The following is a 22089-nucleotide window of genomic DNA, read 5'->3' on the forward strand; positions in this document are numbered from 1 at the left end:
TTGCGCCGCTGTTAAAAACAGGAAAACGGCCCCTGTACCAGGAGCCGTTTTTTAAAGCATACGACCGGGACGATTAACGTGTAATGGAATACACAGTACCGTCTTTCGCCTGGATCAACAGTTTGCCATCGGCCGAGACCGGTTCAGTCAGGAAGCCAGAGCTGTCGACTTTCTGCTGAGCCACAAAACGGCCATCTTCGACATTCAGCCAGTGCAGGTAGCCTTCGCTATCCCCAACCACCAGATTACCATTATACAGGGCTGGAGAAGTCAGCAGACGGTGTAGCAGATCGCTCTGCGTCCACAGCGTCACACCACCATCGGTCGTGAGCGCCAGCACGCGATCATCCTGATCAACCAGATAAATACGGTTGCCGTCAATGATAAAGTCATTCACGGATCCCAGTTCACGTTTCCACATGATCTGACCGCTACGCAGATCCAGCGCTGTCAGGTTTCCATTATAAGCCAGAGCGTAAACGACGCCATTGACGATAACCGGAGTCGTATCAACATCGCTCAAACGATCGATTTCGGTAGAGCCTGTCGCCTGAGAAATACGCTGCTGCCAAATCATCTGACCTTGCTGCATCAACACCGCGCTTACGCGGCCGTTATCGCCACCGACAATAGCTGCACCAAAGGCAGTTGCCGGCGCGGATTCGCCACGCAGGGACAGCGACGGCATATCGAGGTTTACCGTCCACTTAATGGCGCCATCGGCTTCGTTAAGTGCCTGGAGCTGACCATTACTGGTGTGAATTAACACCAGACCGTCACTCACCACCGGACGGGACAGCGCTTCACCAGCCACTCGGGTCTGCCATGCAACAGTACCATCCGCCGCGTTCAGTGCGTAAACCTGTGCTTTTTCGCTACCCAGATAAACATGACCACCCGCGACCGTTACGCCCCCCGACAGAAGTGCCGGTGAACGTGAGAACCAACCCTCTTTCTCTCCCAGATTAACCGCCCAGACTTCTTTACCGTCGTCAGCGTTCAATGCCTTCACCACGCCAGCGCGATCGGCTGCATAGACCACGTTATCGGCATACGCTGGATGGAGGTTGGAATAGAAATCACCGATACCATTCCCGACAGAAGTGCTCCATGCGGTGGATGGGGTAAACTGATTTTCAACCACCGGCAATGGGGACATTTTAACAACGTCTTCTTCGCCACTAAACAGTGAACAGCCGCTCAACAGGGTAACGGAAAGCAGCCCTGGCAGAAGTAAATTACGCAATTGCATCGGGTCCCTCTCAGATGGACAAATTATTGATTTTCATCTGCATCATTTCGCTCAGTGCCGGAGAGGCGTTACTTTTCACGCCCGCTTCCCACGCACTACGCGCACCTTGTTTATCACCTTTACTCAGCAGCGCTTCGCCACGCAGATCGGCAACGATGGCTGCCCATCCTTCCCCCTTCACACCTTCGAGGGTTTTCAGCGCCGTATCCGCCTGCTTGAGTTGTACCTGAACCCGGGCAAGACGCAATGTGATCACCGCTTTAAGGTTTTCATCACTGGTTGCAGCCAGTCCCTGTTGAAGCTGAGCTGCAGCTTTCTCCAGTTGATTCTGGTCAACAAACTTCTGCGCCAGTTCCATCGAAGCCAGCGCACCGTATGTATTTTTATTGTCTGCTGCAAATTTCTCAGCCGCAGACAAGTTTTCCTCTTTACCCGCGCTGAGTGAACTCACCACGTTCTGGTACGCCAGAGAAGCAGAGCGTGCGGATTCAGTCTGATGACTGGTCCAGTAGCGCCAGCCGATCAGCGCGCCAACGCCTAAAATGACCCCAACAGCCAGCGCTTTGCCGTTTTCGGCAAAGAAGCGTTTAATCGCCTCAACCTGGTCGTTTTCGTTCTCGTAAATTTCCACGCAGTTCTTCTCCTTAAGCCATTAACGTGCGCAAATGGGCTGCAACGCTATTCTGTGCAACTTCAGTTTGCTCACCGGAGCGCAAATCTTTCACTACAACAGTACCGGCAGCCACTTCAGACTCGCCAAGCACCAGTGCAACGCGGGCACCCCATTTGTCAGCCCGGGCAAACTGTTTCTTAAAGTTGCCGCCGCCATGGTTTGTCATCAGCTTCACCCCCGGGATTTCATCACGAACGCGTTCAGCCAGTGTCATTGCTGCAGACTGCGTTTGCGCACCTGCAGCGACCAGGTATATATCGACAACAGAATCGGCTTTAAATTCCGGATTCACGGCCTGAACCAGTAAAACAAGTCGTTCCAGTCCCATCGCGAAGCCAACCGCCGGGGTCGCACGACCGCCAAGTTGCTCGACCAGCCCGTCATAACGTCCACCGGCACAGACGGTTCCCTGGGACCCCAGACTGCTGGTCACCCACTCAAACACGGTGCGGTTGTAGTAGTCGAGACCGCGTACCAGACGCTGATTGACGGTGTAGGCAATGCCTGCGGCTTCCAGCAGTTTGCACAGACCGGCAAAGTGTTCGCGAGAGTCTTCGTCCAGGTAATCACCGAGCTGAGGGGCATCGTTAAGCAGCGCCTGCACATCCGGATTTTTCGAATCCAGTACGCGCAGCGGGTTGGAATACATCCGGCGTTTACAGTCTTCGTCCAGTTTCTCAACGTGTTGTTCCAGGAACGCCACCAGCGCATCGCGATAGTTCGCACGGGCTTCCAGAGAGCCAATAGAGTTCAGCTCCAGATTCACATGCTCCGCGATACCCAGCGCACGCCACCAACGCGCAGTCAACATGATCAGCTCAGCATCAATATCCGGCCCTTGCAGGCCAAAGGCTTCGGCGCCCAACTGATGGAACTGGCGATAACGCCCTTTCTGCGGACGCTCATGGCGGAACATCGGCCCGATATACCACAGACGTTGTTCCTGATTGTACAGGAGACCATGCTCGATGCCGGCGCGGACACAACCTGCCGTTCCTTCCGGACGCAGCGTCAGGCTATCGCCATTGCGGTCCTCAAAGGTGTACATCTCTTTTTCAACGACGTCGGTCACTTCACCAATCGCACGTTTGAATAACGGGGTCTGCTCTACAATCGGCAAGCGGATTTCACTGTAACCGTAGCTGCCGAGCACGTTTTTGAGTGTGCCTTCAATGCGCTGCCAGATGGCGGTTTCGCCAGGCAGATAATCGTTCATGCCGCGAATGGCTTGAATGTTTTTTGCCACGTTTATTCTCTTTCTGTATATAAAAATGAACCCTCAGCGCTTCCCCGAACGAGACGGGAGCCATGCGGGTTCAATCATACACGGGAAGCAGGCCGCTTCCCATCACGTTATTATTTCTCAACCTGCTGCACATTGATACGCTGCGCTTCGTCGAGCATGGTTGCTTTGGCACGAATGCGGGCTTCAAGCTGGTCAATCATATCGCTATTATCCAGACGATCTTTACGAACACCATCTTCATAGAGACCACTTTTCTTGTTGCCGCCGGTGACGCCCAACGTTGAGACTAACGCTTCACCCGGTCCATTCACCACACAGCCAATGATAGAAACATCCATCGGCGTAATGATATCTTCCAGACGCTGCTCCAGCGCGTTGACCGTACCGATCACGTCAAACTCCTGACGTGAGCAGGTAGGACAGGCGATAAAGTTGATCCCGCGAGCTCGGATGCGCAAGGATTTCAGAATATCAAAGCCAACTTTGATCTCTTCTACCGGGTCCGCCGCCAGCGAAACACGTAAGGTATCGCCGATCCCTTCGGACAGCAGTAATCCCAGACCAATCGCCGATTTCACCGCGCCACTGCGTGCGCCGCCCGCTTCGGTGATCCCGAGATGCAGCGGCTGATCGATCTGTTTTGCCAGCAGGCGATAGGATTCCACCGCGAGGAAAACATCTGACGCTTTCACGCTCACTTTGAACTGATCAAAGTTCAGGCGATCGAGGTGATCCACATGGCGCATTGCCGATTCCAGCAAGGCCTGCGGCGTAGGTTCACCATATTTTTCCTGCAGATCTTTTTCCAGCGAGCCGGCGTTAACGCCAATACGAATGGGGATATTCTTGTCGCGGGCGCAATCCACTACCATGCGGATACGCTCTTCGTTACCGATATTGCCCGGGTTGATGCGCAGGCAATCAACGCCGTACTCCGCCACTTTCAGCGCAATGCGGTAGTCAAAATGAATATCGGCCACCAGCGGAACAGAAACCTGCTGTTTGATCAGTTTGAAGGCTTCTGCTGCATCCATGGTCGGTACGGAAACACGAACAATGTCAGCGCCAACACGTTCCAGCGCTTTAATCTGATTAACCGTCGCGTCCACATCGGTGGTGCGCGTATTGGTCATCGACTGTACGGCGATGGGAGCCCCATCGCCAATCGGCACATTCCCAACGTAAATACGCGTTGACTTTCTACGTTGAATTGGAGCCTGGTTATGCATGAAAAATCTCCCGCGTTACCCGTCTGTTACTGCGCCGGTGATGGTTCGGCATTAAGGGTCAGACGCGCAACCTGGTTAGTTCTGATAAAACGGCTCAGATCGACAGGTTTTCCTTGATACTGGATCTGTACCGCGGCCGGCGCGCCAATTTTAAGCTTATAGGGCGCCTGGCCGATAAGGTTTAGGCTCCCGTCTTTGCGTTGCATACCGCTGAACAGTTTTTTGCCCGTCGCATCGCTCACTTCCAGCCAGCAATCCGCGGTGAAATTCATCACCAGCGCGTTAGGATCGGCTGCCGCCTCAACGCCTGCCGGATTGTTCGCGCCATCTGGCGAGGTAGGTGCTGCGGAGGTCGTCGCGGTATCAACGTTAGCCTGGGAAGGGGCTACCACGGCGTTCTGCTGCGAATCCACTTCCGGGGCAGGTGCTGCGGTCAATGGCGCAGGCGTTTGCGCGTTGTCAGACGGCGCGGCTGGCGCAGGTGTATTGTCCTGACCTGCTGACGCAGTGGTGTCCAACGGTACGCTCTGCGAATTGTCGCTGTTGGCGTTCAGCTCTGCGGAGGATTGATCGGCCATCGTGGAGATCTCTTCCTGTTGCGCCTTGTGGTTTTGCCACCACCATGCGCCCGTCAGTCCCACAACCACGAACAGCACCAGCCAGGTAAAGGTCATCAACCAGCCATCGCGCTTTTTGCGGCGTTTGCCTAACGAAAAAGTCTGCATGGGTGCCACGGTCGCAGCGCGAACAGGTGCCTGCTTCTCCAGTCCTGGCAGCAGTTCTTCCTCAGGAATATGGACCAGACGCGCATAAGAGCGGATATATCCGCGCAGGAACGTTGACGCTAAATCAGCTGGCGCCTTATCGTCTTCAATATCGCGTACAGTAGAAACCTTCAGGCAAAGTCGCTCAGCGACAGCCTGCTGGCTGAGTCCGAGTTGTTCACGGGCATTGCGCAGACGAACGCCGGTGGTTTGTGCTTCATGTTGGTCGTGCGTGGCTTCAGTATTCATTCGCTACAGCTGCTGGTGAAAATTAAGATTCAGGTGCTGGCGAGTCACAATACCCACCCACACCGCGAAATATCTGGTCAGTTAACCTTAGTCAGACAGTATAAACCTGTCAGGTCACACTTAACAAAAACAGCTCTTGCCAGAGGCTAAACTATTGTTGCACCGTACATACTGCCTCAAAGTCAACAAAAACGCACCGTTATTCTTGAGCAGGAAAGTATAACCTCCGCACTCATACAAATAACATTACGCCACAGTACAAAAATCATACTGTGACGCAATCCGCATCAGACTGTTTTCACGTCGATGGATACACCCTGCAAACGCTTACGCAGCGTACGTTTCGTACGATCGATAACGTCTCCAGCCAACTGCCCGCAAGCAGCGTCGATATCATCACCGCGGGTTTTACGCACGATGGTGGTAAAGCCGTAACTCATCAAAACCTTCGAGAAACGATCGATCCGGCTGTTGGAACTGCGGCCATAAGGCGCGCCCGGGAACGGGTTCCAGGGGATCAGGTTGATCTTACAAGGCGTATCTTTCAGCAATTCTGCCAGTTGATGCGCATGTTCTGTCCCGTCGTTAACGTGGTCCAGCATGACGTATTCAATGGTGACACGTCCCTGGTTGGCATTGGATTTCTCCAGATAACGACGAACCGCGCTCAGGAAAGTTTCGATATTGTACTTTTTGTTAATCGGAACGATTTCGTCACGAATTTCATCGTTCGGCGCATGCAGTGAAATCGCCAGTGCGACGTCAATCATGTCACCTAATTTATCGAGAGCCGGCACCACGCCGGACGTTGACAAGGTGACGCGACGCTTGGACAGACCGAAGCCGAAATCATCAAGCATGATTTCCATCGCAGGCACCACGTTGGTCAGGTTGAGCAACGGCTCACCCATGCCCATCATCACTACGTTGGTGATCGGACGCTGACCGGTAACTTTCGCCGCGCCAACAATTTTTGCCGCACGCCATACCTGACCAATAATTTCAGAAACACGCAGGTTACGGTTAAAGCCCTGCTGCGCCGTCGAACAGAATTTGCACTCCAGCGCACAGCCTACCTGAGAAGAGACACACAGCGTGGCGCGATCCTCTTCAGGAATATAGACCGTTTCAACGCGCTGATCGCCCACCGCAATCGCCCATTTGATGGTGCCATCGGAAGAGCGCTGTTCTTCAACCACTTCTGGCGCGCGGATTTCCGCCACTTCTTTAAGCTTATTGCGCAGCACTTTGTTGATGTCCGTCATTTCATCAAAGTTGTCGCTGCAATAGTGATACATCCACTTCATCACCTGATCGGCGCGGAACGGCTTTTCGCCCATCTCTTTAAAGAATTCGCGCATCTGCTGACGGTTCAAATCCAACAGATTGATTTTTCCATTTTTATTGGGAACCGCAGGGGTGACTATTTCGGAGGTGTTAACTAATTCAGACATAATTTTTTCCGGCCTCGTTGTTACACGTTATGGCCCATGGGAGGTTGAAAAGAAACGCCCCGGCAAGCAGTAGCTCATCCGGGGCGTTGCATTGTACAAAGTCTGGCGCAAGGATGCCACGTTTGCACGCGGCTTTTACCGAAAAATTATTCCCGAATAGTATGCGTCAGAAAAAGGGAATTAGCGCGTACGAGCGCACACTTCGCCTTCACCAAAGAAAAACGCGATTTCACGTTTGGCCGATTCCAGAGAATCCGAACCGTGAGTGCCGTTTTCGGTGAAGCTGTCTGCGTAGTCTGCGCGCAGCGTACCTGCCAGTGCATTTGCCGGGTTGGTCGCACCCAGCAGATCGCGGTGACGCTGTACCGCGTTTTCGCTTTCCAGCACGGAAACGACGATCGGACCCGAGGTCATGAACTCGACCAGGCCGTCAAAGAACGGTTTACCGTCATGTTCAGCATAGAATCCACGCGCCTGCTCAACGGTCAGATGGAGCATTTTGGTTCCGACAATTTTGAACCCTGCGGCTTCAAAGCGCATAAAGATATTACCAATAACGTTTTTTGCCACCGCGTTTGGCTTGATGATGGAAAAAGTACGTTCAATAGCCATGATTACCTCTGAAAGATGTTCTGTTGTGTTTTACCTGGCGCGGATTATAAAGAGCATCCTGGCTATTGCATATGGATGAAGGTAACATTTCTTTAAAATAAGATGAGTATTAGCAACAAAAAATGTCAACATAGTCTACTGCAGCGCAAATCTCACCGTAGAAACCTGTCCTCTTTCATCCATCGCCAGTAACTGATAGTCCCCTTTTTCACTGAGACGGAGCGTAATGCTGCTACCACGATCTTTCAGCGGCTCGCCATTGAGGAACCACCAGCGTTCTCCTGCCCCGCCGCTGCTCTGAATAACTAAACTCACTGCGGCGGCCCCCGGCAGCTTTTTCACAATCGCACCGTCGCGGATTCCTGACAGCAGCAGCGGCAGCGTGTGATCTTCTCCCTGTGGCGGGCATTCCGTAGAGGCCAACGATAAGCGCGCGCGACGACGCTCTGATTCGGGTAGCCACGGCTCCAGCGGTAACGGCCAGACAACCAGCGTCTGCTCCCGCGCCTGAGGACAATCGGCGGCCACACGTTTACCCTGCGTGTCCAGCCAGACCGGGAAACGAATGCCGTTCACACCTTCTTGTTCTGGTAGTTGCAGTGTCGGGGGTTGAGCATCCTCCAGCAGCCAAGTGGACAACCGTCGACGGCAATTGCTGTCACCCTCAGGAAGGGATTGGCCTCCGGGCCAGCACACCACACCGCGGGTCACTGACTGTGGACGTGGGTCTTCAGGTAACGATGCGCCACGCGCTAAAAGCAGATTGTTCACCTGATTGAGCAGCGGGATTGCGCTGGCGTAACCGAACTGTCCGGCAACGGGCGTACCATCCGGTCTGCCCGTCCAGATACCGATGACATAGCGCGCGTTCAGACCGATCGCCCACGCATCACGATAACCGTAGCTGGTGCCGGTTTTCCAGGCCAGCGGTGCCACGCGCGGCAGAGCATTATCGGGTAACGGCTGGGCTTCATCGGCTAAAATCCGCCGGATAATCCACGCCGCGCCAGCCGACATCAGGGGGCGTTCAATCAGCGGATCGTCTGGCTGCAGACGAAGTTTTCCGGCCTTGCCGTGGCGGGCGAATGCACTGTATCCCGCGGCCATATCCTCAAGCCGCGCCCCTGCCCCGCCCAGAATCAGTGAGAGATTGGGAGACGCGCCGACGGGCAGATACAGCGGCAGCCCGATGTTGCGCAGCTTCGCCGCAAAGCGTTTCGGGCCGTAGGCTTCCAGCACCTGTACCGCCGGTAAATTCAAGGAGCGAACCAGCGCTTCACTCATACTAACCGGACCATGAAAACCACTGTCAAAATTGCCTGGCCGATAATCCCCGGTTCGCCGCGGGACGTCCTGTAATAAAGACGCCGGATGAATTAATCCATCATCCAGCGCCAGGCCATACACAAAAGGCTTCAGTACCGAGCCCGGCGAACGAATCGCGTTGACCATATCCACATATCCGAAACGCGTATCGTCATTCAGATCGGCCGACCCAACCCAACCGCGCACGCTCATATCGGTGTGATCAACGACGATCATCGCCAGCGAACTACGGGCAGGAAGTCGGGCCTTCCAGTTTTGCGCCAGCTCTTCCAGTTGTCGTTGCAGCCCGGCATCCAGGGTCGTGACGATTTTGTCGCGCTGGCTTTTGCCAAGCATCATCCGCGAGAACAACGGCGCCAGTTGCGGCATTTGGCGCGGGGTGAGCCAGACAGGCTCCTCCATCGACTCCTTAACCTGGCTTTGCGACCAGACGCCCTGGGTGGCCATCCTCTCCAGCACTTTATTACGCGCGATCTCTGCGCGCTCTGGCCAGCGATCGGGACGCAGCCGACTCGGTGCCTGCGGCAGCACGGCCAGTAAAGCGGCGTCAGCATAGCTGAGCTGTGTGGGCGGTTTACCGAGATACGCCCAGCTTGCGGCACCGACCCCCTGCAACGTACCGCCGAACGGCGCGCGATTAAGGTAGAGCGTCAAAATGTCGCGTTTGGAAAGATGCCACTCGAGTTGCAGCGCGCGCCAGAGCTGGCGGAACTTACCGCCAAAGGTGCGGGGATGCGGGTCAAGCAGACGCGCTACCTGCATGGTCAGCGTGCTGCCGCCGGAAATAACGCGCCCGGACGTTAAATCCTGCCAGGCCGCGCGAAGGACAGAAAAAGGATTCACGCCGGGGTGCGACCAGAACCAGCGATCCTCATAGTTGATAAGCGCTTCCAGATAGCGCGGGGAAACTTCGTCGAGCGTGACCGGATAACGCCAGATCCCGTCTGCGTCAGCAAACCGCCACAGCGGCGTGCCATCATAGGCCACCACCACGCGCGCCGGATTTACCTCGCGCAAAGGCAGCGGCCAGATCTTATCTGCCGACCAGGCCGCAAAAACAAGCAAACCAGGCGCGGCGATCAGCCAAAGCCAACCACCGCGCTTACCCAACAGACGCCTCATTTACGGTTTAACAATCAGCGGCCCCTCAGATGTCCCCGTCGCTCGCCACTGCGGAACGTACATTGATTCCACCATCGGTACGGGAACCTGATAGGTGCCAGGCGTCACCGCTCGCGCCAGATAGACCAGCGTAACCGGCTGCCCCTCATTCACTGCCACGGCTGCCACAAAGCGATCGTCACGGAACTCCACATGCTCAATATTGGCCTGTTGCATCTGATTGAGAAGATTTTGTACTTCGCTGCCGCTGTCCTGCAGGCTGGCACTGCCATTCGCCAGATTCTGGTTCTCCAGTTCCAGTCCAGCAGGCAGCAGATCCACCACCAGCGCATCTGGCACATTCTGGCTGGCTTTCACTTCCAGCCAGACCAGCACCAGATCGCCGCTACGCAGCGTTTCCAGCGATTTACTTTGACCATCGGTGCCGAGGATATGACGTTCAATCTGCAATACATTGCTGGCAGATGTCGGTGCTGTTTGCGGATAGCCACTGGCGTCAAGGCGCAGCCACAGCGGTTGATTACCGTTATTTGTCACCTGAAGCGCAGCGAGCTGATCCGCATTCAGATTGCGGGTTTGCGCTTTATCACCTGTCAGCGGCTGTTCAGCCAATGACGTCTGTGCCTGCCAGGTGCCGGGTAAATCCTGCAATGAGCGGGCCGCCAGGAACAGCGCATTATTTTCCTGCGTTGACAGCCAGCGTTGACCAAACGCCTGTTCAGAGAGGGTGTTCAGCAGCGCATTTTGCACATCAGGTTTCAGCTTATTCTCTTCCAGCAGCGCCAGCATCAGGGCGTTATCACGAAGCGAACTGCCGTAATCGCCTATCCACTGATGTTGATCGTTTCGCGCCGTCGACAACGCCAGTGTCACCGCCTCGTCACTGCGTTTCGCATCGCCCATCGTTTTTAACGCAATGCCCAGTTGCAGCAACGGTAAACCGGAAGCCGCCTGATCTCGACGCTCCCAGATCTCACGCAGTGCGCCAAGGGGCGCTTTCTGCTGGCGCGCCAGTACGAGCGCAGCATAAGCCTGCACCGCAAATTTGCTCGCCTGGCTGTTGTCAGAGTAACGAATCGACATCATTCCCGGATCCTGCAGATAACGCAGCAGGCGGGCATTCCCCTGATTGATTTCCTCTGTCGGCACGCTGTAGCCCTGCTCACCCGCGCGGACCAGGAAGTCCATCGCATACGCGGTCAACCAGTACTCTTCCGGCCCATTTTTATCCCACAGGGCAAAGCCCCCGTTATCCCGTTGCATTTGCAGCAGGCGGGAAATGCCCGTTTCAATGGCTGCACGACGTTTCTCATCAGTGTCACCCGCAATACCCAACGATTTTAACTGCTCTGCGTTGGTATAAAGTGACGGGAACAGACCACTGGTGGTTTGCTCAAGACAGCCATAAGGGTAGGCCTTCAGTTCACGAATGTAGCGCGCCAGATTCAACGGCGGTTTACCGCTGAACAGTAACTGCCCCTGCAACGTTGCCGGAGAGAAATTCGCTAACGCATCGGCCGATGGCGTCCACTGTTCACCCGGCTGAAGCATTACGCCGTTATTGACCGTTTCCGCCGGGAAGGCCGGACGTACGCCAATCTTCCACTGCTTTTGCTGCGGCCCGATATTCTCTCCTGGTACGGTTAGCCCACTGAGCGTCGCCTGGAGTTCACCCTCGCCAAACCCTTCTTTCGCGCGGACAGGGATAAACAGAGTGGTGCGCACACCCGGTTTCAGATTAACCTGCGCAGGTTGCTCGCTAACCAGTTCAATCAGCCCGCTGGCGCTCAGGGCGACGTTCAGCGATTGTGGAAGATCGGTGAGGTTGGTGACATCCAGCACCAGCCGTGAAGTATCTCCGGATGCCATAAAGCGCGGCATATTGAGTTCAGCAATAACCGGGGCGGCAACAATCGTTTTGCTTTCATTGCTGCCAAAATCATCTGCCGTCCATGCCTGGGCCATCACGCGCAGTTCGCCGTTAAAATCACCGATCGGCAACGTCACACTGCCTTCGCCCTGCTCATTAAGCATGACCGGTTGCGCCTGCTGGGCAACGATGTTCACATGGTTGACCGGCGGTTTTCCGCCGCGTTTCAGTTCATCGCCATCACCACCAAAGCGCAAGGCCGCCAGACGCCCCTGGCCTTCAATCACCTGACCGTAAATGTCGTAAATATCCGCGCCATAGCGTTTTTGTCCAAAGAATGCCTGCCACGGATCCGGTGTGACGTAGTCGGTAATGTTCAGCACACCGCTGTCGACCGCCGACACCAGCACATTCACCTGTTTTGGCGTTTCGCCATTTTTACTGCTGGCTTTAATCTTCACCGTTAGCGGTTGATTCGGACGCATCTTTGCCGGGCTTTCCAGTGCCAGATCCAGGCGGCGGTTTTCATCTCCTAACGGCAAATGCAGCAAGCCAACGGCGCGTTTCGGCGTGGCGGAACGCGATTTATCCCCCGGACGTACCACCAGCGTGCTCAGGTACAAATCATGACGATTCCAGGATTTATCAACCGGAACAGACAGATCAAGCCCTTCGGCCGGGACATCAATCTCTTGCCACCACAGCGGACCTTCGCTGGATTCCACCATCGCATAGCCTTTGCCTGCGGCGGGTGCCGCAATATGCAGCTTCATCGTGTCGCCCGGGCGATAGGCCGGCTTGTCCAGCTTCAGCGTGACGCGGTCCGGACGCGCAGCTCCGCTACCGTCGCTGTTATCCTGCCAACTGTATCCCGCCCAGAAGCGCACGCTACTGACCGAATCGTTTGGCGCTTTTACTTCGAGGCGGTATGCGCCCCACTCCACCGGGAAGGTCACTTTACCGGTTTCATCGGCCTGCAGATCCAGCGTCTGCTCACCTTCCACCAGATCCTTTTGATCAAAGCGTGACTGCCAGCCTTCGCTCTCTATCCAGTCCCAGTAATAGTCACGACGTTCACGAATCAAACGCACCTGCAGACCGGATACTGCTTTCTTCATGCCTTGCGCATCGACATACACAATATCAAAGGCGGCATTACTGTCTTCATCGACAATCGGTTGATTCACCGTTGTATCGGTGCGGTAGTCGTACACCGCTTTGACGGCAAACTGTGGACGAATGCCCGGCAGCGTGTCTGCGGGCCAGATTGCCTGTTCAGCACGACGCGTCACCGGGCGACCGCCGGACTCCAGCAAACTCCCCTGCAATATGACCTGCAACGGTGAGTGTGTTTCGCTCCACTGGCTGTTGATGCTGACATTGCCACGTCCCGTTTCATCCAGGTTAAGCTGCACTTCATCGAGACTGCGCGACAGGTTTTCTTCCGCAACATCGCCAAACTGGAAGCCCGGCAGCGTCGGTACGGCCTCACGCAGTGGACGCAGGAACAGTTGCCCCTGTAGCGCATTACCGTTCGCCGGTGCGCCATACAGGTAATAACCCACCACCGAGAAATTCACCGGATCGGCCGGGGAAATTGGCGTTTTTTGACCAGTGAGATTCAGCGCCATCCGCTCCGGCATAAAATCTTCAACGTGGAAATCCCACATCCGGGTCTGGTTGTCTCCGGTGTTGGCGCGAATGTGCCACATACCGGTCGGCGCGCTACCGTCCAGCGGGTAGGTAAAGCGATACAACCCGTTGTCCGGTTGACTGACAACCGTACGGATCACCTGACCATCGGGTTTTACCACTTCCAGTTTCACCGGCTGATCGGGCAGCATCTTGCCGTCGCTGTCGCGCAGCAGACCGTTGAGGATCACTGTTTCACCCGGACGATAGAGGTCACGCGGGCCAAACATAAAGAACTGTTTGCTGTAGCCTGGCGCTCCCGCGATATCAAATTCCGCCAGATCCAGCGCCGGAAGTTTCAGATCCAGCAGCGTGGTTTGACCCGCTTTGCGGGCCAACAACAATGCCGCATTTTTGTTATTTTCCAGTTGGACATGGCCTTTACCATCACTGGTCGCCTTCGCCAGCGTCTGGCCTTTTTCGTCCAGCAAGGCAACATCCACCCCCTGCTGCGCGGCGCCGTTTTCCAGGCTTTGCGTGAAGACGTCGAGGCGATTCTGGTAACGATGAGCCGATACACCGATATCGCTGAGCGTAAATAAGGTTGCGGCGTTGCTGTATTCGTACTTCCCGGCTTTGTTCATCACCGCGACATACACTCCCGCCTCCTGCAGCGGTTTAATCTCGCTCAGAGGAAGAAGGAGTTTTTCACGGGTGTTGCGCGCAGGATTGAGATCGAAGCGGCCGGTATACACCAAATCGGCCATTTTCAGCAGATTCTCGGACTCCCAGTTTGAGACTGAGTTTCGGTACTCCCACTGGCTGACAAATGCCGCCAGCGACTCAGGCTTCACGCGGAAAAAGTTCACGTCAACGTTGTTCACATTAAGCGCCATCACCGGCAACCCTGCCACAACTTTTCCTGGAAGCAATGAGCCGCGACTGGCAAAACCAACGCTTGGCTGGACATCCCGTGTGGTCAGGGTTTTCTCATAATCAATCTCAAAGGTCGCTTTGTTGAGCGCTTTAAGTTCGCGTTCAATGGTCACCACCAGTTCGCGGTTCGGCTCCAGGTGACGTAAGCGTAACTCTTTGAGATTGGTGGAAAGCTCCCATGCGCCATCGACTTTGCCGCTTTTCTTATCGACGACATGTACAGTACGGGTAAAGTCCTGTTCGGGATCTAACGGGATGGAAAAAGTCAGCACTAACGTCGAAGCACCGTCCAGTTGCACTTCGGAAGCATCCAGCAGCGTCAGCGTTTTACCTTCGCTCCGTTGCGCCAGTTTTTGCAACTGCGCCGGATCTTTCTTCGCTGGCGTGGTTTGCGCGACAGGCGTATCGACATCGCTTTTCGGCGCTCCAGACGGTTTGTCGTTGTTATCACACCCCGCCATCATCAGCATCATGATGCAGGCGGCTAAACGCATGTGTCTCATTTTTCATCCCTGGCCAACACGGCCGTTAGCAACGTTGAACTATTATTATGCGTGAGATTTATCTTTGTGTAAGTCTCTAACCTGCTTCTGTTGTCTGAATTTACTTCATAAATGTGGCTTCGCCGGACAAATCGGCCTCTTTTACTTGCCCCTTGCCTGCAAAGGTTCGACAATTTGCCCTTCATCTGGCTATTAAATGGAGACGCCTATGTCCACTGCCTGGTTTGTCGCTGCCGACTGGCTTGCCGAACATATTGACGATCCGCACATTCAAATTATCGACGCCCGTATGGCGCCGCCGGGTCAGGAAGATCGCGACGTCGCGCAAGAGTATCGTTCCGGGCATATTCCGGGAGCGGTATTTTTTGATATTGAGGCGCTCTCCGACCACACTTCACCTCTGCCGCATATGATGCCGCGCCCGGAAGCTTTCGCCGTGGCGATGCGTGAACTGGGTGTTCATCAGGATAAACATCTGATCGTCTATGACGAAGGAAACCTGTTCTCCGCCCCACGCGCGTGGTGGATGCTGCGCACGTTTGGCGTTGAGAAGGTGTCTGTTTTGGCTGGGGGACTCGCGGGCTGGAAACGTGATGAGTTGCCGTTGCAAGAAGGCGACGTTGAATTGCCGGAAGGCGACTTTGATGTCGCGTTCACGCCGGAAGCGGTAGTACGCGTTACCGATGTTCTGCTCGCCAGCCATGAGAAAAGCGCTCAGATTGTCGATGCGCGTCCGGCGGCGCGTTTTAATGCTGAAGTTGATGAGCCCCGTCCGGGACTCAGACGCGGGCACGTGCCTGGCGCGTTGAATGTACCGTGGACGGAACTGGTTCAGGACGGCGAACTGAAAACCACCGACGAACTGGATGCCATCTTCTTTCGTCACGGGGTCAGCTTTGATCGCCCGATCATCGCCAGCTGTGGCTCCGGTGTAACGGCGGCCGTCGTCGTACTGGCGCTCGCCACGCTCGACGTACCGAATGTGGCATTGTATGACGGTGCGTGGAGCGAATGGGGTGCGCGAGCGGATTTACCGGTAGAACCGGCGTAATGGTTGCAGTGCCGGATGGCGCATATGCTTATCCGGCCTGGAAACCAAACAAAACCTGTTTTTAAAGAATGCGGTTTTGCCTGAAATCGCGCAGGAACCCACCCCAGCGGCGTTCATAAAACGGCGCAATATGCTCGGTGATAAAGTGGCTAATCCCCTTCTCACCTTTCTTCACCTGGCAAATATCGACAGGCTCATCCCCCGGTATCGTATCCATCGCCACGCTACCGGCAGTGTGGATAATCTCTTCAATATCTCCGTCTGCTTCAATACCAATCAGCAGATTGGGCTGCGCGTCCGCATTCTCTTTGATGGAACAGAGAAACGCGCGCTTCACCGGTTTAATGGTCTTAAACAAGGTGGTCAGCGAATCTATCATCTGCGCTGGCGGTTCAGCCACTTCGGAAAGGATCAGTGACTCGCCGCCTTCCAGCACTTCCTGGGTACTGAGCGGATTGCCCTCTTCCCCTATCAGCAGGCTGATTTCTCGCGGCATGAACTCTTTGCCGGTTGGCAGTTTGGCGTTGAGGAACAGCGTTTCGCCGAGCGTCATCTCAAACAGCGTACGAACAGGCATTACCACAAACGCCTGTTCCTCTTCCACCGCCTGCTGCAACGCCTCCAGAGAGGTGAAAAAAGGAATGACGGTTGTGCCGTCCTCTTTTTCCCAGTGTTGAAGGTCCAGGGCGCTGTCTTCAACAATCGCTTCGCCTTCTGCCGCAGTGCCTGGCACCCAGACGGTAGACTCCAGTAAGGTACGGAAAAATGCCGGACGGTGCGCGGGTTCCGTCGCGGCTTGCTCCAGTAAAGTTTCTAATTCGTTTTTTGTTTCGGCCATAGGATCACAGATCATGTACAGATTAATGTAGGCCTGATAAGACGCAACGCGTCGCCATCAGGCAAAATGCCGGATAGCGCTAACGCTTACCCGGCCTACAAAGCGACAAACTCAGGCAGTCAACAGGTTCGCAATCGTACGCACACCCAGACCGGTCGCCCCGGCAGACCACTGCTCAACCGGCGCTTTACGATAGGTTGCGGAGCAGTCGATATGCAGCCAGCCCTGCTGGTAGTTTTCCACAAAGTGCGACAGGAACCCAGCGGCGGTGCTCGCCCCAGCCGGATACGCCGCGCTGCCGGTATTGTTCAGTTCAGCGAAATTTGACGGCAACTGGTTGCGGTGGAACTCCGCCAACGGCAGACGCCAGAAGGCTTCATTCTCTGCGGCAGCGCTTGCCAACAGGCGGTTCGCCAGTTGATCATCAAAGCTGAACAGCGCATGGTAGTCGTTACCCAGCGCCGTTTTCGCAGCACCGGTCAGCGTTGCGGCATCGATGATCAACTCCGGTTTCTGTGCGCTGGCATCGATCAGACCGTCTGCCAGAACCAGACGTCCTTCAGCATCGGTATTCATCACTTCGACGTTTTTACCGTTGCGATAGTGGATAATATCGCCCAGCTTAAACGCGTTACCGCTGATCAGGTTATCCGCGCAGCACAGGTACAGCTTCACGCGCTTGTTCAGTCCACGTGTGATGGCAAACGCCAGCGCGCCTGTAACCGTTGCGGCACCGCCCATATCGGATTTCATCGAATCCATAAAGGCGCTTTGTTTAATGCTGTAACCGCCGGAATCAAAGGTAATCCCTTTACCGACCAGGCAAGCGTAAACCGGAGCTTCTTTGTCGCCCGTTGGGTTGTAGTCCAGCGCCAGCAGGACTGGCGGACGTTCAGAACCGCGACCGACGGTGTGCAGTCCCATGTAGTTCTGCTCGCGCAGATCTTCACCTTTGGTAATGCGGTAAGCGACGTGATCGCACGCGACGCTGCACAGCAGGTCAACGGCGCGCTGCGCCAGTTGCTCTGGCCCCAGATCTTCCGCCGGGGCGTTAATGGTGTCGCGTACCCAGTCAATAATGGTCAGACGGTTATCCAGCTCCTGACGCTGCACATCGTCCAGCGCTGGCCACTCCACTTTACGGCTACCCTTCGGCGCTTTGTAACCCTGCCAGAATGCCCAGCAACGGTCAGCATCCCAGCCATCATCGGCCAGTTGAACATGTTTGATACCAAGGCCGTCGATTTTACGTGCCGCACGCTGAATAAGGCCCAGGTCATCTTTCCCATTAAGGTGCAGGGCAATACCCTCGTTATTGATACTGTATGTGGCTTTTTCACCCCAGCGTGCGTCAGCGGGTTGTGTGGAAAGCGTAATTTTCATGGCTTCTGTCATGTTATTTATCCTTATTAGCAAACGGGCCGCCTCATGGCAGCCCGTATGTTCATTCCACTAAATGATTCGCGCTGCAGGAAAGCGGCAATCGAGCGAATCCCCGGGAGCAGAGATAACTCTGTGACTGGGGTGAGCGAGCGCGGCCAACGCATCTGCAGCGTGAAGCATGACGGGGAAATTATTCTGCTTCATCTAACCAGACTAACAGAATCGCCTCCAGAATTTTTTCATTGGATGCGTTGGGGTCGTCGTCAAACTCCTCAAGATCGCAAATCCACTGATGAAGATCGGTGAAGCGAACGGTCTTTGGATCGAGATCGGGGAAAGCGTCATACAGCGCTTCACCAATTTCGCGGCTATCGGTCCACTTGAGTCCCATACTGTCCTCGGTTAATGCTCACGCGCATGATTGATGGTGTAACGTGGGATTTCGACCACGAGATCGTCTTCAGTGACGCGAGCCTGGCAGCTTAAACGGCTTTCCGGCTCCAGTCCCCAGGCTTTATCCAGCATGTCGTCTTCTTCTTCCGTGCTTTCCGGCAGGGAGTCAAAACCTTCACGCACGATGCAATGGCAGGTGGTACAGGCACAGGATTTTTCACAGGCGTGTTCAATCTCGATACCGTTGCGCAGGGCAACGTCAAGAATGGTTTCACCGGTCTTCGCTTCCAGAACTGCACCATCCGGACAGAGATCCTGATGAGGCAGAATAACAATCTTTGGCATATTAAACCTCGTCCACGGAATGGCCTTTCAGCGCGCTACGGACAGACTGGTCCATGCGGCGAGCAGCGAATTCCTGGGTTTGTTTGTCTACGTTTTTAATGGCGTGTTCGATAGCGTCAACATCATCGCCCTGCGCCACCTCGCGTAAGTGCGCGGCGGCATCGTCAATGCGTTGACGTTCTGCGGCGCTGAGCAGCGCGGCATCAGCGGTCAGCGCGCCGGTTAAACTCTCCAGCACGCGCGCCGCTTCGACTTTTTGCTCTGCCAGCATACGGGCTTTTACGTCCTGTTCGGCAAAGCTCATCGAATCCTGAATCATAGAGGCAATTTCACTGTCGGTCAGACCATAAGAGGGCTTAACCTGAATCGATGCTTCTACGCCAGTGGACTTCTCCATCGCCGTGACGCTTAACAGACCGTCCGCATCCACCTGGAAGGTGACGCGAATGTGCGCGCCGCCTGCGGGCAGCGCCGGGATACCGCGCAGCGCAAAGCGCGCCAGCGAACGGCAGTCCTGCACCAGCTCACGTTCGCCCTGCATCACGTGGATAGACATCGCGGTCTGGCCATCTTTGAAGGTGGTGAAGTCCTGGGCGCGCGCCACCGGAATGGTGGTATTACGCGGGATCACTTTCTCGACCAGGCCGCCCATCGTCTCCAGTCCCAGCGACAGCGGGATCACATCCAGCAGCAACATTTCACTGTCCGGCTTGTTGCCGACCAGGATATCGGCCTGGATTGCCGCACCGATAGCGACCACTTTATCCGGATCGATTGAGGTCAGCGGCGGGCGCCCAAAGAATTCACCTACGCGCTCACGCACCAGCGGGACGCGAGTCGACCCGCCAACCATCACCACTTCCAGCACATCCTGCGCCTCAACGCCGGCATCTTTCAGGGCGCGACGGCAGGCCAGCAATGTACGCTTCACCAGCGCGGAGATGAGGTCGTTGAACTGTTCACGCGTAATCTCGCCCTGCCAGCCCGCCACGTTCACGGTGACGGACCCGGCATCGCTAAGGGCGATTTTCGCGGCGATAGCGGCATCCAGCAGTTCACGCTGAACACGGTTATCGCTGCGATCGGCAATTCCCGCCTGTTCACGGATATAATCCGCCAGCAGATGGTCGAAGTCATCGCCGCCCAGCGCGGAATCTCCGCCCGTCGCCAGCACTTCAAACACCCCGCGACTCAGACGCAGAATGGAGATATCGAAGGTCCCGCCACCGAGGTCATACACCGCGATAACGCCCTCTTTACCGGAATCCAGACCGTAGGCAATCGCCGCGGCGGTCGGTTCATTAAGCAGGCGCAGCACGTGCAGGCCCGCCAGACGCGCAGCATCTTTGGTTCCCTGACGCTGGGCATCGTCAAAATAGGCCGGTACGGTAATCACCACGCCGTCGAGATCGCCGGAAAGCGATTCAGCGGCGCGCGCCGCCAGTGCTTTGAGAATATCGGCAGACACACGGACCGGATTCAGCAAACCCGCCGCCGTTTCAATCATTGGCAGGCCGTTTTCACTTGCCTGAAAACGGTACGGCAAATGGGGATAACGGGCCTGAATATCGGCCAGCGAGCGCCCCATCATGCGTTTGACTGAGCTAATGGTATTCGCGGTATCCCGTGCGGCATTAGTACGCGCATCGTACCCCACCGTGTGGCCTTGCTGATGGTAGTGAACGACTGACGGCAGCAGATGACGGCCATCGTGATCGGCCAGCGTTTCCGCCTGACCGCTACGTACGGTTGCGACCAGAGAGTTGGTGGTTCCGAGATCGATGCCCGCCGCCAGACGACGCTGGTGCGGCGCAGCACTCAGTCCCGGCTCACTAATTTGTAATAAGGCCATAATTGCTTCCGAAAATTAAAAATCGAGCAGTTTTTCTTCGAGTTGTTCTGCACTGCTTCGCAGTTTATCGAGAAAACGTAGTTTACGCACGGTATCGGCCGCAGCGTCCCACGTCTCGTTATCCAGTTGTTCCACTAGCTTTTGATGGCGGTTATCAAACATCTTTTTCACGCGCTGGATAAAGGGTTCCAGCCGCGCCTCGTCTTTCGCCTGTTCTATCTCATCAAGCTCTTCGCGCAGTTCCAGTTGTTCCATCAGGAATGCGGTATCGCGCACCGTGTGCTGCTCGTTGCTGAGATCAAAACCGTGTAGCGAAAGCAGGTACTCTGCGCGCATCAAAGGGTGACGCAACGTTTGCCAGGCCTGATTAATGGTGGCGGATTGCTGTACGGCGGCAAGCTGTTCCGCCTGCGTGCCACTGGCAAATTTATCAGGGTGATACTGGCGTTGCAGATCCTGAAAACGAAGGCTCAGCGCCTGCGTATCGAGCTGATAACGGGCCGGTAAGCCAAAGAGGGTGAAGTAGTCCATAACATTCTCAGGGGTAGCCTGTTAGAACAAACCCCACACGCAGCAGGGCTACGGCGGGGTTTTCGGATAACGCAAGTTACACGTGGAAGCTTTCGCCGCAACCACACTCGTCTTTCACGTTCGGGTTAGTGAATTTAAACCCTTCGTTCAGACCTTCTTTCACAAAGTCTAACTGCGTACCGTCGAGAAATTGCAGGCTTTTACCATCAACCACGACCTTAACGCCTTTGTCTTCAAACACGGTGTCTTCTGCCGCCGGTTCATCAACAAATTCCAGTACATACGCCATACCTGAGCAGCCTGAGGTTCTCACGCCCAGACGCAGGCCAAACCCTTTACCACGGTTTGCCAGGAAGGTATTTACTCGCGCTGCTGCACTGTCGCTAAGTGTAATCGACATAATAAAACCTCAACTCTTCTTATTTTGCTTCACGTTTGCTTTTGTAGTCCGCAATGGCGGCTTTGATTGCGTCTTCTGCCAGAATCGAGCAGTGAATTTTCACTGGCGGCAGTTCAAGCTCATCGGCGATGTCAGTGTTTTTAATCGCCTGCGCTTCGTCCAGGGACTTGCCTTTCACCCATTCGGTGACCAGAGAACTGGAGGCGATAGCGGAACCGCAGCCGTAAGTCTTGAAACGCGCGTCTTCAATGATACCTTCATTGTTAACTTTGATCTGCAACTTCATGACGTCGCCACAGGCCGGTGCGCCGACCATACCGCTGCCCACGTTCTCGTCGCTGTTGTCAAAAGAGCCCACGTTACGTGGATTCTCGTAATGATCGATTACTTTTTCGCTGTAAGCCATGATGAATTCTCCTTATCGGTAC

The 22089-nt window shown here is 55.2% G+C and carries 18 protein-coding genes; 1 reads left to right on the plus strand and 17 read right to left on the minus strand.

The window, feature by feature from the left end; all coding sequences use genetic code 11:
- Positions 1–73: 73 nt before the first annotated feature.
- The 9 genes from bamB to WB371_RS17655 form a co-directional block, all read right to left on the minus strand.
- Positions 74–1252 carry an outer membrane protein assembly factor BamB gene (gene bamB / locus WB371_RS17615; RefSeq protein WP_336221327.1) on the minus strand — a complete coding sequence of 393 codons (1179 nt, stop codon included), beginning with the start codon at positions 1250–1252 and terminating at the stop codon, positions 74–76.
- 10 nt (positions 1253–1262) lie between these two features.
- A complete protein-coding gene (locus WB371_RS17620) occupies positions 1263–1883 on the minus strand; it encodes a YfgM family protein (protein WP_336221328.1) in 621 nt (206 codons plus the stop codon).
- Between the two features lie 13 nt (positions 1884–1896).
- On the minus strand, positions 1897–3171 hold the full coding sequence (hisS, locus tag WB371_RS17625) for a histidine--tRNA ligase (RefSeq protein WP_336221329.1): 1275 nt from the start codon (positions 3169–3171) through the stop codon (positions 1897–1899).
- Positions 3172–3281: 110 nt separating this feature from the next.
- Entirely contained in the window at positions 3282–4400 is a 1119-nt protein-coding gene (gene ispG, locus WB371_RS17630; RefSeq protein ID WP_206164453.1) for a flavodoxin-dependent (E)-4-hydroxy-3-methylbut-2-enyl-diphosphate synthase, read from the minus strand.
- A 26-nt stretch (positions 4401–4426) separates the two neighbouring features.
- Positions 4427–5413: a cytoskeleton protein RodZ gene (gene rodZ / locus WB371_RS17635; protein WP_336221330.1), complete on the minus strand. Its 987-nt coding sequence runs from the start codon at positions 5411–5413 to the stop codon at positions 4427–4429.
- A 287-nt stretch (positions 5414–5700) separates the two neighbouring features.
- Positions 5701–6867: a bifunctional tRNA (adenosine(37)-C2)-methyltransferase TrmG/ribosomal RNA large subunit methyltransferase RlmN gene (locus WB371_RS17640; protein WP_336221331.1), complete on the minus strand. Its 1167-nt coding sequence runs from the start codon at positions 6865–6867 to the stop codon at positions 5701–5703.
- 180 nt (positions 6868–7047) lie between these two features.
- Positions 7048–7479: a nucleoside-diphosphate kinase gene (gene ndk, locus WB371_RS17645; RefSeq protein WP_336221332.1), complete on the minus strand. Its 432-nt coding sequence runs from the start codon at positions 7477–7479 to the stop codon at positions 7048–7050.
- A 135-nt stretch (positions 7480–7614) separates the two neighbouring features.
- Positions 7615–9927, minus strand: coding sequence for a peptidoglycan glycosyltransferase PbpC (gene pbpC, locus WB371_RS17650; RefSeq protein WP_336221333.1), 2313 nt, complete (start codon positions 9925–9927; stop codon positions 7615–7617).
- Positions 9928–14868, minus strand: coding sequence for an alpha-2-macroglobulin (locus WB371_RS17655; RefSeq protein ID WP_336221334.1), 4941 nt, complete (start codon positions 14866–14868; stop codon positions 9928–9930).
- A 208-nt stretch (positions 14869–15076) separates the two neighbouring features.
- On the opposite strand from WB371_RS17655, the gene sseA reads away from it, so the two are divergent.
- On the plus strand, positions 15077–15919 hold the full coding sequence (sseA, locus tag WB371_RS17660) for a 3-mercaptopyruvate sulfurtransferase (RefSeq protein WP_336221335.1): 843 nt from the start codon (positions 15077–15079) through the stop codon (positions 15917–15919).
- Positions 15920–15980: 61 nt separating this feature from the next.
- Here the strand turns inward: sseA and sseB are convergent, their stop codons facing one another.
- The 8 genes from sseB to iscU form a co-directional block, all read right to left on the minus strand.
- Entirely contained in the window at positions 15981–16757 is a 777-nt protein-coding gene (gene sseB, locus WB371_RS17665; RefSeq protein WP_336221336.1) for an enhanced serine sensitivity protein SseB, read from the minus strand.
- Positions 16758–16868: 111 nt separating this feature from the next.
- Complete coding sequence (gene pepB / locus WB371_RS17670) at positions 16869–18152, minus strand: aminopeptidase PepB (RefSeq protein WP_336221337.1); 1284 nt, start codon at positions 18150–18152, stop codon at positions 16869–16871.
- A gap of 178 nt (positions 18153–18330) precedes the next feature.
- Positions 18331–18531 carry a Fe-S cluster assembly protein IscX gene (iscX, locus tag WB371_RS17675; protein ID WP_004104502.1) on the minus strand — a complete coding sequence of 67 codons (201 nt, stop codon included), beginning with the start codon at positions 18529–18531 and terminating at the stop codon, positions 18331–18333.
- An 11-nt stretch (positions 18532–18542) separates the two neighbouring features.
- Entirely contained in the window at positions 18543–18878 is a 336-nt protein-coding gene (gene fdx, locus WB371_RS17680; protein ID WP_042291414.1) for an ISC system 2Fe-2S type ferredoxin, read from the minus strand.
- Position 18879: 1 nt separating this feature from the next.
- Positions 18880–20730 (minus strand): Fe-S protein assembly chaperone HscA, encoded by a 1851-nt coding sequence (gene hscA / locus WB371_RS17685; RefSeq protein WP_336221338.1) that lies wholly within the window; start codon positions 20728–20730, stop codon positions 18880–18882.
- 15 nt (positions 20731–20745) lie between these two features.
- Positions 20746–21261, minus strand: coding sequence for a co-chaperone HscB (gene hscB, locus WB371_RS17690; RefSeq protein WP_336221339.1), 516 nt, complete (start codon positions 21259–21261; stop codon positions 20746–20748).
- Positions 21262–21337: 76 nt separating this feature from the next.
- On the minus strand, positions 21338–21661 hold the full coding sequence (iscA, locus tag WB371_RS17695) for an iron-sulfur cluster assembly protein IscA (RefSeq protein WP_003037681.1): 324 nt from the start codon (positions 21659–21661) through the stop codon (positions 21338–21340).
- A gap of 19 nt (positions 21662–21680) precedes the next feature.
- A complete protein-coding gene (gene iscU, locus WB371_RS17700; protein ID WP_002913991.1) occupies positions 21681–22067 on the minus strand; it encodes a Fe-S cluster assembly scaffold IscU in 387 nt (128 codons plus the stop codon).
- Positions 22068–22089 lie beyond the last annotated feature (22 nt).

The organism is Citrobacter amalonaticus, assembly GCF_037053465.1.
Taxonomy (GTDB): domain Bacteria; phylum Pseudomonadota; class Gammaproteobacteria; order Enterobacterales; family Enterobacteriaceae; genus Citrobacter_A; species Citrobacter_A amalonaticus_H.

What these genes read in the sequence shown, in the direction of transcription:
- fdx (WP_042291414.1), bottom strand. Translation starts at nt 18,878, where the DNA reads ATGCCAAAGATTGTTATTCTGCCTCATCAGGATCTCTGTCCGGATGGT.
- iscX (WP_004104502.1), bottom strand. Translation starts at nt 18,531, where the DNA reads ATGGGACTCAAGTGGACCGATAGCCGCGAAATTGGTGAAGCGCTGTAT.
- hscA (WP_336221338.1), bottom strand. Translation starts at nt 20,730, where the DNA reads ATGGCCTTATTACAAATTAGTGAGCCGGGACTGAGTGCTGCGCCGCAC.
- bamB (WP_336221327.1), bottom strand. Translation starts at nt 1,252, where the DNA reads ATGCAATTGCGTAATTTACTTCTGCCAGGGCTGCTTTCCGTTACCCTG.
- WB371_RS17655 (WP_336221334.1), bottom strand. Translation starts at nt 14,868, where the DNA reads ATGAGACACATGCGTTTAGCCGCCTGCATCATGATGCTGATGATGGCG.
- ndk (WP_336221332.1), bottom strand. Translation starts at nt 7,479, where the DNA reads ATGGCTATTGAACGTACTTTTTCCATCATCAAGCCAAACGCGGTGGCA.
- rodZ (WP_336221330.1), bottom strand. Translation starts at nt 5,413, where the DNA reads ATGAATACTGAAGCCACGCACGACCAACATGAAGCACAAACCACCGGC.
- sseA (WP_336221335.1), top strand. Translation starts at nt 15,077, where the DNA reads ATGTCCACTGCCTGGTTTGTCGCTGCCGACTGGCTTGCCGAACATATT.
- iscU (WP_002913991.1), bottom strand. Translation starts at nt 22,067, where the DNA reads ATGGCTTACAGCGAAAAAGTAATCGATCATTACGAGAATCCACGTAAC.
- iscA (WP_003037681.1), bottom strand. Translation starts at nt 21,661, where the DNA reads ATGTCGATTACACTTAGCGACAGTGCAGCAGCGCGAGTAAATACCTTC.
- WB371_RS17640 (WP_336221331.1), bottom strand. Translation starts at nt 6,867, where the DNA reads ATGTCTGAATTAGTTAACACCTCCGAAATAGTCACCCCTGCGGTTCCC.
- hscB (WP_336221339.1), bottom strand. Translation starts at nt 21,261, where the DNA reads ATGGACTACTTCACCCTCTTTGGCTTACCGGCCCGTTATCAGCTCGAT.
- pepB (WP_336221337.1), bottom strand. Translation starts at nt 18,152, where the DNA reads ATGACAGAAGCCATGAAAATTACGCTTTCCACACAACCCGCTGACGCA.
- ispG (WP_206164453.1), bottom strand. Translation starts at nt 4,400, where the DNA reads ATGCATAACCAGGCTCCAATTCAACGTAGAAAGTCAACGCGTATTTAC.
- pbpC (WP_336221333.1), bottom strand. Translation starts at nt 9,927, where the DNA reads ATGAGGCGTCTGTTGGGTAAGCGCGGTGGTTGGCTTTGGCTGATCGCC.
- sseB (WP_336221336.1), bottom strand. Translation starts at nt 16,757, where the DNA reads ATGGCCGAAACAAAAAACGAATTAGAAACTTTACTGGAGCAAGCCGCG.